This is a genomic window from Burkholderia sola (assembly GCF_905400185.1).
GTDB lineage: Bacteria > Pseudomonadota > Gammaproteobacteria > Burkholderiales > Burkholderiaceae > Burkholderia > Burkholderia sola.
This window is the reverse complement of the sequence record NZ_FR989675.1, coordinates 2,685,955-2,699,684: the sequence shown is the minus strand read 5'-3', so window position 1 is coordinate 2,699,684 and position 13,730 is coordinate 2,685,955. Positions and strand designations below refer to the sequence as shown.

The 13,730-nt window shown below is 66.5% G+C and carries 15 protein-coding genes; 8 read left to right on the top strand and 7 right to left on the bottom strand.

Going from position 1 to position 13,730, the window contains the following annotated elements; all coding sequences use genetic code 11:
- Positions 1-9 precede the first annotated feature (9 nt).
- From KR541_RS12450 to KR541_RS12440, 3 genes are all read right to left on the bottom strand, one after another.
- Positions 10-723 (bottom strand): ABC transporter permease, encoded by a 714-nt coding sequence (locus KR541_RS12450; RefSeq protein WP_050012017.1) that lies wholly within the window; start codon positions 721-723, stop codon positions 10-12.
- Positions 720-1,409: an ABC transporter permease gene (locus KR541_RS12445; protein ID WP_006489645.1), complete on the bottom strand. Its 690-nt coding sequence runs from the start codon at positions 1,407-1,409 to the stop codon at positions 720-722. Before KR541_RS12445 ends, KR541_RS12450 begins: the two co-directional genes overlap by 4 nt.
- A gap of 229 nt (positions 1,410-1,638) precedes the next feature.
- Positions 1,639-2,421 (bottom strand): ABC transporter substrate-binding protein, encoded by a 783-nt coding sequence (locus KR541_RS12440; RefSeq protein ID WP_050012016.1) that lies wholly within the window; start codon positions 2,419-2,421, stop codon positions 1,639-1,641.
- A 366-nt stretch (positions 2,422-2,787) separates the two neighbouring features.
- On the opposite strand from KR541_RS12440, the gene KR541_RS12435 reads away from it, so the two are divergent.
- Positions 2,788-3,492 (top strand): pirin family protein, encoded by a 705-nt coding sequence (locus KR541_RS12435; RefSeq protein ID WP_089488724.1) that lies wholly within the window; start codon positions 2,788-2,790, stop codon positions 3,490-3,492.
- Positions 3,493-3,561: 69 nt separating this feature from the next.
- On the opposite strand, the gene KR541_RS12430 is transcribed toward KR541_RS12435, so the two are convergent.
- Positions 3,562-4,116 (bottom strand): Spy/CpxP family protein refolding chaperone, encoded by a 555-nt coding sequence (locus KR541_RS12430; RefSeq protein ID WP_216089568.1) that lies wholly within the window; start codon positions 4,114-4,116, stop codon positions 3,562-3,564.
- 224 nt (positions 4,117-4,340) lie between these two features.
- On the opposite strand from KR541_RS12430, the gene KR541_RS12425 reads away from it, so the two are divergent.
- Positions 4,341-5,066 carry a response regulator gene (locus KR541_RS12425; protein WP_006493394.1) on the top strand — a complete coding sequence of 242 codons (726 nt, stop codon included), beginning with the start codon at positions 4,341-4,343 and terminating at the stop codon, positions 5,064-5,066.
- Positions 5,050-6,369: an ATP-binding protein gene (locus KR541_RS12420; protein ID WP_050012013.1), complete on the top strand. Its 1,320-nt coding sequence runs from the start codon at positions 5,050-5,052 to the stop codon at positions 6,367-6,369. Before KR541_RS12425 ends, KR541_RS12420 begins: the two co-directional genes overlap by 17 nt.
- Positions 6,370-6,411: 42 nt before the next feature.
- Here the strand turns inward: KR541_RS12420 and KR541_RS12415 are convergent, their stop codons facing one another.
- Positions 6,412-6,678: a double-stranded DNA-specific endonuclease gene (locus tag KR541_RS12415; RefSeq protein WP_216089567.1), complete on the bottom strand. Its 267-nt coding sequence runs from the start codon at positions 6,676-6,678 to the stop codon at positions 6,412-6,414.
- A gap of 503 nt (positions 6,679-7,181) precedes the next feature.
- Here KR541_RS12415 and KR541_RS12410 point away from each other — a divergent pair.
- The 4 genes from KR541_RS12410 (at position 7,182) to KR541_RS12395 (ending at position 12,080) form a co-directional block, all read left to right on the top strand.
- Positions 7,182-8,939 carry an ABC transporter permease gene (locus KR541_RS12410; RefSeq protein ID WP_050012012.1) on the top strand — a complete coding sequence of 586 codons (1,758 nt, stop codon included), beginning with the start codon at positions 7,182-7,184 and terminating at the stop codon, positions 8,937-8,939.
- 22 nt (positions 8,940-8,961) lie between these two features.
- Positions 8,962-10,299 (top strand): ABC transporter ATP-binding protein, encoded by a 1,338-nt coding sequence (locus KR541_RS12405; protein WP_006755837.1) that lies wholly within the window; start codon positions 8,962-8,964, stop codon positions 10,297-10,299.
- 590 nt (positions 10,300-10,889) lie between these two features.
- The gene (locus tag KR541_RS12400; RefSeq protein ID WP_235356304.1) at positions 10,890-11,525 is read left to right on the top strand and encodes a hypothetical protein; all 636 of its coding nucleotides are present in this window, start codon (positions 10,890-10,892) and stop codon (positions 11,523-11,525) included.
- Positions 11,526-11,597: 72 nt separating this feature from the next.
- Entirely contained in the window at positions 11,598-12,080 is a 483-nt protein-coding gene (locus KR541_RS12395; protein ID WP_050017461.1) for a tetratricopeptide repeat protein, read from the top strand.
- A 69-nt stretch (positions 12,081-12,149) separates the two neighbouring features.
- Here the strand turns inward: KR541_RS12395 and KR541_RS12390 are convergent, their stop codons facing one another.
- Positions 12,150-12,644 carry a hypothetical protein gene (locus tag KR541_RS12390; protein ID WP_050017462.1) on the bottom strand — a complete coding sequence of 165 codons (495 nt, stop codon included), beginning with the start codon at positions 12,642-12,644 and terminating at the stop codon, positions 12,150-12,152.
- A complete protein-coding gene (locus tag KR541_RS12385) occupies positions 12,641-13,192 on the bottom strand; it encodes a hypothetical protein (protein WP_050017463.1) in 552 nt (183 codons plus the stop codon). Before KR541_RS12385 ends, KR541_RS12390 begins: the two co-directional genes overlap by 4 nt.
- A gap of 288 nt (positions 13,193-13,480) precedes the next feature.
- On the opposite strand from KR541_RS12385, the gene KR541_RS36680 reads away from it, so the two are divergent.
- Positions 13,481-13,690, top strand: a complete 210-nt coding sequence (locus tag KR541_RS36680; protein ID WP_080334377.1) for a hypothetical protein — start codon at positions 13,481-13,483, stop codon at positions 13,688-13,690.
- Positions 13,691-13,730 lie beyond the last annotated feature (40 nt).

Below are 13,730 nucleotides of genomic sequence, written 5' to 3'. Positions count from 1 at the left end.
TGCGGAAACTTACTTGCCTTGCGGGCGCAGATACGCGAGCCAGCGGCGCTCGGCCTGGCGGAACAGCCACACGAGCGTGAACGAGATCACGAGGTAGAGCAGCGCGGCGATGCCGAACGCGTGGAACGACATGTAGGTCGCCGAGTTCACGTCGCGCGCGATCTTCAGGATGTCCGGCACGGTCGCGGTGAAGGCCACCGTCGTCGCGTGCAGCATCAGGATCACTTCGTTGCTGTACAGCGGCAGCGCGCGGCGCAGCGCCGATGGCAGGATCACGCGGCGATACATCGTGAACGGCGACATCCCGTACGCGCGCGCGGCTTCGATCTCGCCGTACGACGTCGCCTTGATCGCGCCCGCGAAGATTTCGGTGGTGTACGCGCAGGTGTTCAGCGTGAACGCGAGCAGCGTGCAGTGCATCCCGTCGCGGAAGAACGCATCGAGCATCGGCGTGCCGCGCACCGCCTGCAGGCTGTACAGGCCCGTGTAGCAGAGCAGCAGCTGCACGTAGAGCGGGGTGCCGCGGAACACGTACGTATACAGCCACACGGCGCCCGCCAGCCACTTCCGCTTCGACACGCGCGCGACGGCGAGCGGCACCGACAGGCAGAAGCCGAGGCCGATCGACACGACCAGCAGCCACAGCGTGATCGCGACACCGGTGATGCGATAGCCGTCGGTGTACAGATAGTTGCGCCAGTATTCTTGGATGAGTTCGATCATAGGTCAGCCTTGCGGACACCGGTCGAGTAGCGCTTTTCGAGCCACATCAGCACGAAGTTCGAGATCGTCGTGATGGCGAGGTAGACCGCTCCCGCGATCAGCGTGAAGAAGAAGAATCGCAGCGTGCCCTTGCCGGCGTCCTGCGACGCCTTCACGACGTCGGCCAGACCGATGATCGACACGAGCGCGGTCGACTTCACGAGCACCTGCCAGTTGTTGCCGATGCCCGGCAGCGCGAAGCGCATCATCTGCGGGAACATGATCCGCGTGAATACTTGCCAGTTCGTCATCCCGTAGGCGCTGCCGGCCTCGAGCTGGCCGCGCGGCACCGACAGGAACGCGCCGCGGAACGTCTCGGTGAAGTACGCGCCGTAGATGAAGCCGAGCACGAGCACGCCGGCGAGGAACGGGTCGATGTCGATCTGGTCCCAGCCGAGCGCGTCGGTCGCCATGTTCAGCCAGATCTGCAGGCTGTAGAACAGCAGCAGCATCAGCACGAGATCGGGCACGCCGCGGATCAGCGTCGTGTAGACGGTGCCGACGCCGTTCGTCACGCGGTTGCGCGACAGCTTCGCGCCGGCGCCGAGCAGCCCCAGCAGGAACGACAGCGCAAGCGAAAGCACCGCCAGTTTGACGGTTTGCCAGGTGCCGGCGAGGATCAGCGGGCCGTAGCCTTGTAGAAACATATGGGGTCCCTGGTGTGGTCCCTGACGGCGCACGCGGTGCGCCGCGAAACACGCGTCCGCCAAGCTGCGCGGAACGCCCCGTGCGTATCATGACCGTCCGCCCCGGCAACGGTGCCGGGCCCGCCCGTCGCGCGAGCGACGGGCAAGGGGCGGGCGGCGCGTGGTTGACTGCCTGTACTGCCCGGACGCGGGGCCGCCCCCGCATCCGCTGCTGCTGCTTGGGCCGCGTTCAGCGGGCCGGCGCCGAATAGACGCTGAACGAGAAGTACTGGTGCGACAGCCGGTCGTAGGTGCCGTCCTTGTGCATGTCGGCCAGCGCCCGGTTGATCTTGAGCTTCAGGTCGGTATCTTCCTTGCGCAGGCCGATCGCGGTGCCGTCGCCGATCGTCTTCGGATCCTTCACTTCCGGCCCGGCGAACGCGAAGCCCTTGCCGCGCGGCGTGCGCAGGAAGCCGTAGTCGGCCTGCAGTTCGTCCTGCAGCGTCGCGTCGAGGCGGCCCGTGCCGAGATCGGTATAGACCTGGTCCTGATTCTGGTAAGGAACGATCGTCACGCCCTGCGGTTCCCAGTACGCCTTCGCGTAGGTTTCCTGCGTCGAGCCCTGCTCGACGCCGACGCGCTTGCCCTTCAGCGACGCGACCGTCGGCAGCAGCGGCGAGCCGGTCTTCGCGATCATCCGTGCGGGTGCGTCGTACACCTTGTCGGAGAAGTCGATCTGTTCGCGACGCTTGTCCGTGACGGTCAGCGACGACACGATGACGTCGTACTTCTTCGCCTTCAGCGCCGGGATGATTCCGTCGAGATCCTGCGCCACCCACACGCATCTCACGTTGATCCGCTTGCAGATTTCCTTGGTGAGATCCACGTCGAAACCGACGATCTCGCCGCTCGGCGCGGTCGACTCGAACGGCGGGTAGCTGGCGTCGACGCCGATCCGCACGGTCTTCCACTCCTTCGCGAAGGCGCTGCCCGCCACGAGGGCGAGGGCGGCGCACAGGGCGGCCTTCTTCATTTCCATCCTTCTGTTGCTGACTTTCCGGGGGCGCTCGCGGCCGGTCGAACCGGGCGCCGCGGCGTATTCTAGACGGCCAAAAATCGCCGATCGGCGCTCTGACGTTGGCGGCCGCCGGAACGGCGAACGCCAAAAGGGCGGTATTTTACCCGAACGCGATACCCGGAAAACGGCAATCCGGCACGGTCGACCGATTCCTCGAATCGGCTGTTGCGGTAATCGCGGTATTCGCAACGAATATTCCGGCAATTGGTTCCGCGGCTGCAACGATGCGGTGCGCGGGCGGCGGATTGTGGCGCGTTCGACGTCCCCCTACAGTGGAGGTAAACCCGAACAGAACATCTGCGCCCCCGAGCGTCCACCCCAATGTTCCAGATCCTGCGCGCCGAAGACCGCTGGCATACGCGCCACGGCTGGCTCGAATCGAGTCACAGTTTTTCGTCTGCCTGCCGCACCGCGCATGCGCCGGTGCGTCCGCCCGTCGGCGCGCTGTGCGTGCTGAGCGAGGATCTGATTGCGCCGACGCGCGGTTTCGGGATGCAGCCGCGCCGCGACGTGGAGATCGTCACCTACGTGCTGGATGGCGTGCTCGCGCACCGCGACAGCCTCGGCTGCGGCGCGATCGTCCGGACCGGCGGCATCCAGCGGATGAGCGCCGGCACGGGGCTCATGCACGGCGAAACCAACGCGTCGCGCGACCGCCCGCTGCATCTGCTGCAGATCTGGCTGCAGCCGGCCGAGCGGGGCGGGCGGCCCGGCTACGAGGAGCGGCGTTTCGCCGACGACGAGAAGCGCGGGCGCCTGAGGCTCGTCGCGGCGCCCGACGGCGGCGACGGCGCGCTGTCGATGCGGGCGGATGCCCGCATCTTCGCGGGGCTGATCGACGGCGACGAGACGACGGCGTTCGACGTGCCGGCCGGGCGCAGCGTCTACGTGCACGTGGCGCGCGGCGAGGTCGAGGTCAACGGCCGCGCGCTGGCCGCCGGCGACGGCGCGCGGATCGGCGGCGTGGACGCGGTGGCGTTCGCGCGCGGCCGGAGCGCCGAGGTGCTGCTGTTCGACGTCGCCTGAAACGAAAAAGGGGACGCAGGCCGATGCCTGCGTCCCCGTTCGGTGCCGCCGTGCGAGCGGCCCGCCGGCTTACTGCGCCGGCGCCGACGCGCCCTTGGCGGCCGCGCGATGCTGCTCCCAGCGCGCCTTCATCTTCTCGTGGCGCTGTTCCATCTTCGCGAACTGCTGCTTGAGCGCGGTGCTGACCATCGTCTTCTGCTGGTCGTTCAGCCCGTTGTAGAACGTGAGCCACGCGGCGGACGTCTGCTCGCGCAGCTGCGCGTTCTGCGCTTCCGCCTGCTGGCGCGCCGAATGCATCGCGCTCAGGTCGAGGATCGGCTGGTTCTGCTGCGCCTTGAACTGCTCGCGCATCTGCTCGTGGCTCTTGCGCATCGCGTCACGGTTCTGCTTCATCGTATTGACGGCGGCTTGCCATTGCTGCTCCTGCGACGCGTTGAGCTTTAGCTGGTCGTGCAGTTTCATGATCGCGCCGAACGGGCCGCCTTCATGGCCGCCGTGCATCTGGTGCATGCCGGGGCCGCCCGGCGGCGGCATGTCGTCGGGCGGCGCGGCATGCGCGGTGCCGAATGCGAGAGCGAGCACGGTGGCGGCCGCGATGGCCACGCGGGAAGTCTTCTTATACATTTCAGAAACTCCTTGTATCCAAAGGGTCCGGCGATGCGGTGCCGGGAAAGTCGGGTACCGCATCCGGTAAGACGCAGGTTAGCGATGCAGGCTCCGACGGGTGTTACGCGGGGCGGCGGCCCGGTTACCGCGCATTACAGTTCCCTTGCGCGGTAACCCGCAGTAACCCTTTCGCCCCTTTGTTTCGTTCTTCGACTCCGCCCTCGCGCGGTAAACTTCGAGCCATGACTACCCAGATCCTCATCGTCGACGACGACCAAGAACTCCGAGACCTGCTGCGCGACTATCTCGTGCGCCAGGGGATGGAAGTGTCCGTGCTGCACGACGCGGCGACGCTCGAGAAGCGCCTCGAGCGCGAGCGGCCCGACCTGATCGTGCTGGACCTGATGATGCCGGGCGTGGACGGCCTGACCGCGCTGCGCCAGCTGCGCGCGGCCGGCGACGACATCCCCGTGATCATGCTGACCGCGCGCGCGGACGACGTCGACCGCATCGTCGGGCTCGAGCTCGGCGCGGACGACTACCTCGGCAAGCCGTTCAACCCGCGCGAGCTGCTCGCGCGCGTGCAGGCCGTGCTGCGCCGCCGCCGCGCGACGCCGTCGGCGGCCGCGCCCGAACAGCGCGAGCCGTTCGCGTTCGGCCGCTTCCTGCTCGACTTCCAGGCGCGCACGCTGTCGGTCGACGGCAAGCCGGCCACGCTGTCGAGCAGCGAGTTCGCGCTGCTGAAGATCTTCGTGAACCACGCGCTGCGCACGCTCACGCGCGAGCGGCTGCTCGAGCTGCTGCACGGGCCCGAGTACGACGGCACCGACCGCGGCATCGACGTCCAGGTGTGGCGCCTGCGCCGCATCCTCGAAACGGATCCGTCGACGCCGCGCTTCATCCAGACGGTGCGCGGGCGCGGCTACGTGTTCGTGCCCGACGGCGAGGCCCATGCGCAAACCCATTGATTCGCTGTTCGGGCGGCTGGCGCTGCTCGTCGTTGGCGTCCTGCTCCTGTCGCACTTCGCGTGGTTCTTCGCGATGCGGCTCGAGCGCAACCAGATGCAGACGCGCTATGCGGTCGAGGAGGCCGCGTTCCTCGTCGACGCGGTGCGCCAGCACGTCGCGCGCACGCCCGACCAGCCGCTGCCGTCGCGCGTGCGGCTTGTGTCGCCGGACAGCGCCGACGTGCCGAAGGGCGGCGATGCGGGGCTGCCGCCGCCGCTGAAGCGATTCCGCGACGATGTGAGCGACCGGATGCCGCCTGGCACGCAGGTCGAGATCGGCACACCGGGCCATCCGCCCGTGCTGTGGGTGAAGGAGCCGGCCGACCGCAACTGGATCGTGGTGCCCGTGCAGCCGCTGCGGCCGCCGCGCTCGCTCGACCGGATGCTGCTGTGGCTCGGCACGATCTTCTCGGCCGGCGTGATCGCCGCGCTGTTCGCGGCCTGGCAGTTACAGCAGCCGCTGCGCTCGCTCGCTCGCGCGGTCGCGCGTTTCGGCCGCGGGCAGCCGGTGCCGCCGCTGCGCGAACGCGGGCCGCGCGAACTGCGCCAGCTCACGCACGGCTTCAACCAGATGGTCGAGCAGGTGTCGCAGGCCGACAGTGATCGCGCGGTGATGCTGGCCGGCGTCGCGCACGACCTGCGCACGCCGCTCGCGCGGATGCGCCTGCGGGCGGAAATGATGGACGACGCGCGGCTGCGCGACGGCGTCGTGCGCGACGTCGACTCGATGTCGCACATCGTCGACCAGTTCCTGGTGTTTGCGCATGGCGGGGCCGACCGCAGCGAGCCGGTGCCGGTCGATCACGCGTGCGAGCGGATCGCGCGCAGCTATCGCGCGGTCGCGCCGAACGCGCCGGCGGTCCAGACGCGGCTGGAGGCTGATCCCGGCTTCCGGCTGCCGACGGCGACGCTCGACCGGATCCTGTCGAACCTGCTGGACAACGCGCATGCGTACGGCGCACCGCCCGTACTCGTCGAGACGGCGCGCACGCCGGCCGGCTACGTGCTGTCGGTCAGCGACAGCGGCGGCGGCATCGCGCCGCGCGACCTCGCGGCCGCCACGCGGCCGTTCGTGCGGCTCGATCCCGCGCGCGGCGGGAACGGCCACAGCGGGCTCGGGCTCGCGATCGTCGAGCGGCTCGTGCTCAGGCTGGGCGGCGCATGCGACATCGGCAATCGCCCCGAAGGCGGCCTGCGCGTGTCGATGACGTTCCCGTTCGACGCCGTGCCGAAAGACGACGAATCCCACGCACAGGCCGCATGAGCGGGTGCGGCGCCTGCCCGGCCGGGCGGGCGCCGCGCGGCGTCATTCGCCGAACAGCGTGCCGAGCGTCTCGGCCGCGTTGCTGTCGATCGTGTTGTAGGTCACCGTGGTGGCCTCGAAGATATAGACGGTCGTATACCGGCCGAGGCGCTCCAGGATTTCCTCCTGCAGCGATTCCGGCACGACGTTCATGTTCAGGTACCACGCCGTGGACGACAGCCGCGTCTGGAACGACCCGTACTCCTGCATGAGTTCATAGAACGCGTTGGCATCCTGATCGCGACAGACGATCACCAAGTTTCCTGCCATTCCCTTCCTCCCGCTCGTCGGTCGATCCCCGGGGCCGGTCGACACGGCGCGCGTGCGTGTTGCGGCGACACGGCCGAACCGGACCCCGGGGGCTAGCCCCGATCATACCTGCTTCGCCGTATCCGGTTGCTGATCCCGGACACGGTTTGTGCCCGCGTGCGGGGGGCGGGTTCACGGCCGGGCCGGATCACGGCATAATTCGGGCCTGCGTGCCGGCCGCCGGACTGCGGCCAGGCTGTTCCGTACCGCGCGCCCGCCATCCGTCCACGCGCCGGGCACGATCCATGCGTTGCCTGCGCCGTCCCCGGACGGTTGTACCTGAAATACAGGTTGGTGTAGTGTCGTGCCGTCGCGGCCCGGCTCGACCGGCCGCGGCAGCGCATGCACGCACGGCGCGCCGCGTGCGCGAGATCGCCAGTCAATCGAATTACCGCGCCCGTGCGCTTTGCCATGAATCAACATCGACTGCCGGCTTCGATCGGCCTTACCGGGGAGGGCGCCTGATGAACGTCGGATTCTTCAATCCGAACCGGACCGCCAACGCATCCGCGTGGCGCGTGTTGCCGAACCGGTGGGACTTCATCGCCTTTCCGCTGATCATCTGCCTGATCGCGATGGCGGTGGTCGGCTTTCACGAAACGCTGGCGCCGATCGGCGTGCTGCAGACGCAGAAGATCTCGCTCGATCCGTCGAACCTGCCCGAATATGCACTGCGCACCACGCTGCGGATGCTCGCCGCGATGGTCGCGTCGCTGGCGTTTACGCTCGTCTACGGCACGCTCGCGGCCAAGAGCCGCCGCGCGGGCATGGTGCTGATCCCGATCCTCGACATCCTGCAGTCGGTGCCGGTGCTCGGCTTCATCTCGTTTACGGTCACGTTCTTCCTCGCGCTGTTCCCGAGCCGCGTGCTCGGCGCCGAGCTGGCCGCGATCTTCGCGATCTTCACGAGCCAGGCGTGGAACATGACGTTCAGCTTCTACCAGTCGCTGCGCACGGTGCCGCGCGACCTGGACGAGGTGTCGCGCGGCTTCCACCTGACGTCCTGGCAGCGCTTCTGGAAGCTCGAGGTGCCGTTCTCGATGCCGGGCCTGATCTGGAACATGATGATGTCGATGTCGGGCGGCTGGTTCTTCGTCGTCGCGTCGGAGGCGATCACCGTCGGCAACCAGACGATCACGCTGCCGGGCATCGGCGCGTATCTCGCGCAGGCGATCGCGGACAAGAATTTCGGCGCGATCGGCTGGGTGATCCTGACGATGACGGTCGTGATCCTCGCGTATGACCAGTTCCTGTTCCGCCCGCTCATCGCGTGGGCCGACAAGTTCCGGATGGAAAACACCGCGTCGGGCGATGCGCCGCAATCGTGGCTGCTCGACCTCGTGCGCCGCACGCGGCTGATCCATCAGCTGCTCGTGCCGGCCGGCTGGTTCTTCGCGAAGGCCGCGCGGATCCCGCTGCGCCTGCCGCTGTCGGGCGCGATGCGCTTTACGCTGCCGCGCGTCGAGAAGAAGGCGTCGCGCACGGTCGACATCGCGTGGGCGGGGCTCGTGCTGCTCGGCACGGCCTATATCGTGTGGCGCGTCGTCAGCTTCGTCGCGACCGGCGTGACGATGGCCGAAGTCGGCCACGTGCTCGTGCTCGGGCTCATCACGCTGCTGCGCGTGGTCGTGCTGATCTCGATCGCGTCGCTGATCTGGGTGCCGATCGGCGTGTGGGTCGGGCTGCGTCCGAAGCTGGCCGAGAAGCTGCAGCCGCTCGCGCAGTTCCTCGCCGCGTTCCCCGCGAACCTGCTGTTCCCGGTGTTCGTGATCGTGATCGCGCGTTTCCACCTGAATGCGGACATCTGGCTGTCGCCGCTGATCGTGCTCGGTACGCAGTGGTATATCCTGTTCAACGTGATCGCCGGCGCGACGTCCTACCCGAACGACTATCGCGAAGCGGCGACCAACTTCCGCATCCGCGGCTGGCAGTGGTGGCGTCAGGCGATCCTGCCCGGCATCTTCCCGTACTACGTGACCGGCGCGATCACCGCCTCGGGCGGCGCGTGGAACGCGAGCATCGTGTCGGAAGCCGTACAGTGGGGCAGCACCCGGATCGAGGCGCATGGCCTCGGCGCCTACATCGCGCGGACCACCGCCGCCGGCGATTTCCCGAAGATCATCCTGGGCATCGCCGTGATGTCCCTGTTCGTCACCCTGTTCAACCGCCTGCTGTGGCGCCCGCTGTATGCCTTCGCCGAAGCGAAGCTGCGGCTCGACTGAGACCGATTGAGAGCGAAACGCGATGCACAATCCGAATGCTGTAAACGCCCCCGTCCAGACGTCCCAGCCGCCGCGCCTCGGTGAAGAAATCCTGCGCGTCGATCATGTCTGCCGCGGCTTCAACAAGACGCAGGGCGAGCTGCTCGTGCTCGACGACGCGAACCTGTCGCTGCGCGAAGGCGAGATCGTCGGCCTGCTCGGCCGCTCGGGCTCGGGCAAGTCGACGCTGCTGCGGATCATCGCCGGGCTGATCGAGCCGACCGGCGGCGAAGTGACCTATCTCGGCAAGCCGCTGCGCGGCCCGGCCGAAGGCGTCGCGATGGTGTTCCAGACCTTCGCGCTGTTCCCGTGGCTCACCGTGCTGCAGAACGTGGAGGCCGGGCTGGAAGCGCTCGGCGTCGGCGCGCGCGAGCGGCGCGAGCGTGCGCTCGCCGCGATCGACCTGATCGGTCTCGACGGCTTCGAGAACGCGTATCCGCGCGAGCTGTCGGGCGGGATGCGCCAGCGCGTCGGTTTCGCGCGCGCGCTCGTCGTCGATCCGACCATTCTGCTGATGGACGAGCCGTTCTCCGCGCTCGACGTGCTGACGGCCGAGACGCTGCGTACCGATTTGCTGGACCTGTGGACGCAGGGCCGCATGCCGATCAAGTCGGTGCTGATCGTCACGCACAACATCGAGGAAGCGGTGTTCATGTGCGACCGGATCCTCGTGCTGTCGTCGAACCCCGGCCGCGTGATCGCCGAGATCAAGGTGCCGTTCAAGCACCCGCGCAATCGTCTGGACCCGGCGTTCCGCAAGCTCGTCGACGACATCTACGCGAAGATGACCGCGCGGCAGACCGGCGAGGCGACGAAGAAGGGGCTCGAGCTCGGCAGCTGGCTGCCGCAGGTGTCGACCAACCTGATGGCCGGCCTGATCGAGACGCTCGCGATGGCGCCGTACCACGGCCGCGCGGACATGCCGGAAATCGCACGCACGCTGCATCTGGAAGTCGACGACCTGTTCCCGATCGCGGAAGTGCTGCAGTACCTCGGCTTCGCGGACGTGCGCGAAGGCGACGTGTTCCTGACGCCGCCGGGGCGCGTGTTCGCGGAATTCGGCACGCAGGAGCGCAAGCTGATGTTCGCGGATCACCTGCTGAAGCACGTGCCGCTCGCCGCGCGGATCAAGAAGGTGCTGAACGAGCGCCCGGGCCATCGCGCGCCGCGCGTGCGCTTCGAGCAGGAGCTCGAGGATTTCCTGTCGGACGGCGCGGCCGAGGAAACGCTCGACGCGGTGATCGACTGGGGCCGTTACGGCGAGATCTTCTCGTACAACGACCAGACCGAGATCTTCAGCCTCGAGGACGTCGAGTCCTGATGTTGACAGGGCGATTCCTGCACGTCCCGCTGGAGTCGCCCGGATGCCCCCAAGCGGGTTGATTCGGCCGCTGCGGGCCAAGGGCCCGTGGCCCGCCCTGGCGTTCGCAATGGGCGCCGGTCCCCATGGACACCCGCCTGGCGGATCGTGCTCCTGCCGGAAGCGCCGCGGATGGCGTTCGCCGAGGATGTCGCGCCCGGTTTCACGCTTCGGCGCTCACGCTTCGTTCACTTTCGCCGCCGTCCTCCCCCTTCAACGCGCGTTTAATGCCGGATCGGTGCGGTGTGCTTCAATCGGCGCGCGAGCGCGCCCGCCCGTCAGCAACTGATATCGGGGATCGATCAATCGATAGTTGGCGACCGGAATGTTGTTATTTATACAGATAAGGCGAAAGATATTTCGGATCTTGCGTTCGGAGTAAATTACCACGGTCTGATCGGGAAGCCGGTTTATTCATCAGAAACGGTGATACCTCCAGGTGTGAAGTTTGAGGTGGTAGGGGTGGATGAATTCGGACGAGTTATTTTGGAGCAATTGTGATGTTGAAGCGGGACAGACTACCTTACTCCTCGCTACCTTCAGCATTGAGAGTGTTGATTCCCGAGGCCATTTTTTTGAAGGCGTTCGAGAATGCAGAGTCTCAAACGATCGTCGTTTGGTATTCCGACTCGAAAATCGGCAGTCAGCATGAGGTCGAGTATTCGTCAAAATTGGGGCGTTTTCTGTCACGCAGCGAGCGTGAAGCGCGATTTCCTGCGGAGCGGGAGATTGTTCTGCGGGACGGGATCCGAGTCAAAGTAGGCAATAGACTTGGGGTCCATACCGACGTTCGCTATGAGACCTATACGGCATACGATCCAATTACGTCGTCGAAGCTTGCAGTTGGGGAGCAGATGTTCTTCATGCGGTTTCTTGCTGAAGTCGAGACCGTCGTTCGGCAAGCAATCGAAAAAGCGAAGTTTCCAAGTACTTATGCTGGGTGGAGTCCACTCGAGCGCATTCGCTATTGGGTCGGCGTGCTGTATCGTGCGCGGCGCCAGACCGGGGAGTCGGGCATTAATGAGGATGAGGCCTTCCAGCCTTCTTTGTTGAAGCAGATGAGAGCTGTGGATCCTGGGGTCGATGCCATTCTCGCGGCGGTCCTTGCCGAGTTGAGCCGCATGGAGATGATCAGCCCAGACGTCATGCGGGCCGCGTTTAATCAACGTACGGGCGCATCGATTTGATCGCCCGGCGGATAAGCATGTTGGATGGTCGGTATACCCAGGTTCGCACGAAATTTTCTATGGTTAAGTTGAATGACCGATAAGAATCCCGATTTTTCACCGATGCGCATGCGGGCACGCGGATTCGTGTCGCAGGGGCGCATCGAGGATGCGCTTGGACTGTACGGCGACATCCTGAAAGTGGCGCCGGAAGACGCGGCGACGTATGCGGATCGCGGCACGACCTTCGCGATGATCAAGAAGACGGATCTCGCGCTGAACGATCTGAACCGGGCCATCGAGCTGGGGTACACGGACCCATCGGCGTATTGCACGCTCGCGACGATTTACCTCGAAGGCGGTGCCTACCAGAAGTCGCTCGATTACTTCGACAAGGCGCTGAAGCTCAATCCCGACCAGCCTTTCGTCTATTTCAATCGCGCCAGGGCATACGAGACGCTGGGCGATATCAATGCGTCGATCGCCGATCTCGAGCGATGCCTGACTTACAACCCGGACGATGCGCTGTCCGCGAAGATCAAGGAAAGGGTGGCGCAGCTTCGCGCGCGTCTGTAACCACGGCAGGTCGCGAGCACGCAGAGCGCCACGGGCGCCGCGCACGATGACGCGCGGCGCATCGCGCGATTACTGCAAATTCCCCCACCGATCAACGGCCGGCTCCGCCGACGCCCATTTCCAGTGCGTGCCTTGCTGGCACGCATTCGCGAAATACCAGTCGGCCTTGTCGCCGTCCTTCACCGAGAACGCGAATTCCTTGCACAGCGCGAGCGCCGACGAGTACGCGCGCGTGACGCGCACTTCGCCTTCGCCGTTTTCGAGCGGCAGCGTGTTCTTCACCTTCCACGGCTTCACTTCGCCGACGGCGAGACTGCCGGCCGTCTTTGCGATCGCGTCCTGCTGATTCTGATGGAGTTGCTTCATCGTGCGGTTGACGGCTTCGTCGGTCGCGGCCTGCACGGCAATGCCGACGCCGACGCCGACCGCCGGGTTCGCGGTGACGAGGCCGGTCGCCGCGCCGGCCAGCGCGCCGCTGGCGGCGCCGACCGACCCGCAGCCCGACAGCGCGACCGTCGCCGCGCACAGCGCGCCGATCGCCGCGATACGGATCGCGACGCTCATTGCAGCGCGCCCCAGCGTTCGGTCGCCGGTTCCGCCGATGCCCATTTCCACACGGGCCCGTCGCGGCAGATCGTGGCGACGTAGAACGCCGATTGCGCGGCCTTGTCGGCCTTCGCCGGCGTATCGACCGCGAACACGATTTCCTTGCAGTCGAGCGGACCGACGCTGATCATCCGGCTGACCGTCACGCGGCCCTGCTCGTCGTCCTCGATCGGGAACGAATGGTGCGTCGACCACGGCGCGACACCGCCGACGTCGAGCGGCCCGGCCGCCTTCGCGATCTGCTCCTGCGTGTAGCGGTGCGCGACGCGTTGCGAGTACTGGACGCCGGCGCGCGCGCCGGCGACGGCACCGAGGCCGATGCCCGTCGCGACGGCGGCATTGTTGGTGACCTTGGAGGCGATCGCGGCGCCCGCGATACCGGCGCCGGCCGTCGCGCCTTCGCTGTACAGCGAATTGCAGCCGGACAGCAGTGCGGCCGTGGCGATCACGGCCAGCACGACGCGCGCCGGCGTGGCCCGGCGCGGCGATTCGAAACGAATGTTCATCCCTGAGTGCAAGTCCTGTCTGGGTGAGCGGCGGCGCGTGCACGCCCTGATGCCGCGTCATTGTTTCGCAATTGTCATAGGAAAACTGCAAAGCTTTGACAAATCGCCGTGCGGCGCGCCGCGTGCGCGCGGGCGGCGTTATTGTCGGATAGATGATCGGCGAGGGGTCGAAACGTTACAAATTGAAGGTAATTGTTACCTTCGGATGCGATCAAGCGACCTAGACTATTTTGCTATGGAATGTTTCTACGACGGCCTCGAGCCGCGCCGCATATGAGACACCCCGCCATGCGCCGTTCGAAACGGTTGTCACCCCGGCCCCCCGTCGCGGCGGCCGACCATCCGGAAGTGCCGCCGCGTCCGCGGACCGACGCGCCTTCGGCACCGCCTGCGGGCGCGCCGGACGAGACACCGTCGGACGGCGATCACAACCAGGGCGGTGCTCGCCCGGAAGGGCTCGACTATCAACGCGACCTCGGTCAGGAGCAGGACGCTTGATACGGTCGTCGCCGCATTCCATCGCCGTATTTCATTGCAA

What these genes read in the sequence shown, in the direction of transcription:
- KR541_RS12385 (WP_050017463.1), bottom strand. Translation starts at nt 13,192, where the DNA reads ATGAACATTCGTTTCGAATCGCCGCGCCGGGCCACGCCGGCGCGCGTC.
- KR541_RS12420 (WP_050012013.1), top strand. Translation starts at nt 5,050, where the DNA reads ATGCGCAAACCCATTGATTCGCTGTTCGGGCGGCTGGCGCTGCTCGTC.
- KR541_RS12405 (WP_006755837.1), top strand. Translation starts at nt 8,962, where the DNA reads ATGCACAATCCGAATGCTGTAAACGCCCCCGTCCAGACGTCCCAGCCG.
- KR541_RS12450 (WP_050012017.1), bottom strand. Translation starts at nt 723, where the DNA reads ATGATCGAACTCATCCAAGAATACTGGCGCAACTATCTGTACACCGAC.
- KR541_RS12430 (WP_216089568.1), bottom strand. Translation starts at nt 4,116, where the DNA reads ATGTATAAGAAGACTTCCCGCGTGGCCATCGCGGCCGCCACCGTGCTC.
- KR541_RS12435 (WP_089488724.1), top strand. Translation starts at nt 2,788, where the DNA reads ATGTTCCAGATCCTGCGCGCCGAAGACCGCTGGCATACGCGCCACGGC.
- KR541_RS12395 (WP_050017461.1), top strand. Translation starts at nt 11,598, where the DNA reads ATGACCGATAAGAATCCCGATTTTTCACCGATGCGCATGCGGGCACGC.
- KR541_RS12415 (WP_216089567.1), bottom strand. Translation starts at nt 6,678, where the DNA reads ATGGCAGGAAACTTGGTGATCGTCTGTCGCGATCAGGATGCCAACGCG.
- KR541_RS36680 (WP_080334377.1), top strand. Translation starts at nt 13,481, where the DNA reads ATGCGCCGTTCGAAACGGTTGTCACCCCGGCCCCCCGTCGCGGCGGCC.
- KR541_RS12390 (WP_050017462.1), bottom strand. Translation starts at nt 12,644, where the DNA reads ATGAGCGTCGCGATCCGTATCGCGGCGATCGGCGCGCTGTGCGCGGCG.
- KR541_RS12425 (WP_006493394.1), top strand. Translation starts at nt 4,341, where the DNA reads ATGACTACCCAGATCCTCATCGTCGACGACGACCAAGAACTCCGAGAC.
- KR541_RS12440 (WP_050012016.1), bottom strand. Translation starts at nt 2,421, where the DNA reads ATGAAGAAGGCCGCCCTGTGCGCCGCCCTCGCCCTCGTGGCGGGCAGC.
- KR541_RS12445 (WP_006489645.1), bottom strand. Translation starts at nt 1,409, where the DNA reads ATGTTTCTACAAGGCTACGGCCCGCTGATCCTCGCCGGCACCTGGCAA.
- KR541_RS12410 (WP_050012012.1), top strand. Translation starts at nt 7,182, where the DNA reads ATGAACGTCGGATTCTTCAATCCGAACCGGACCGCCAACGCATCCGCG.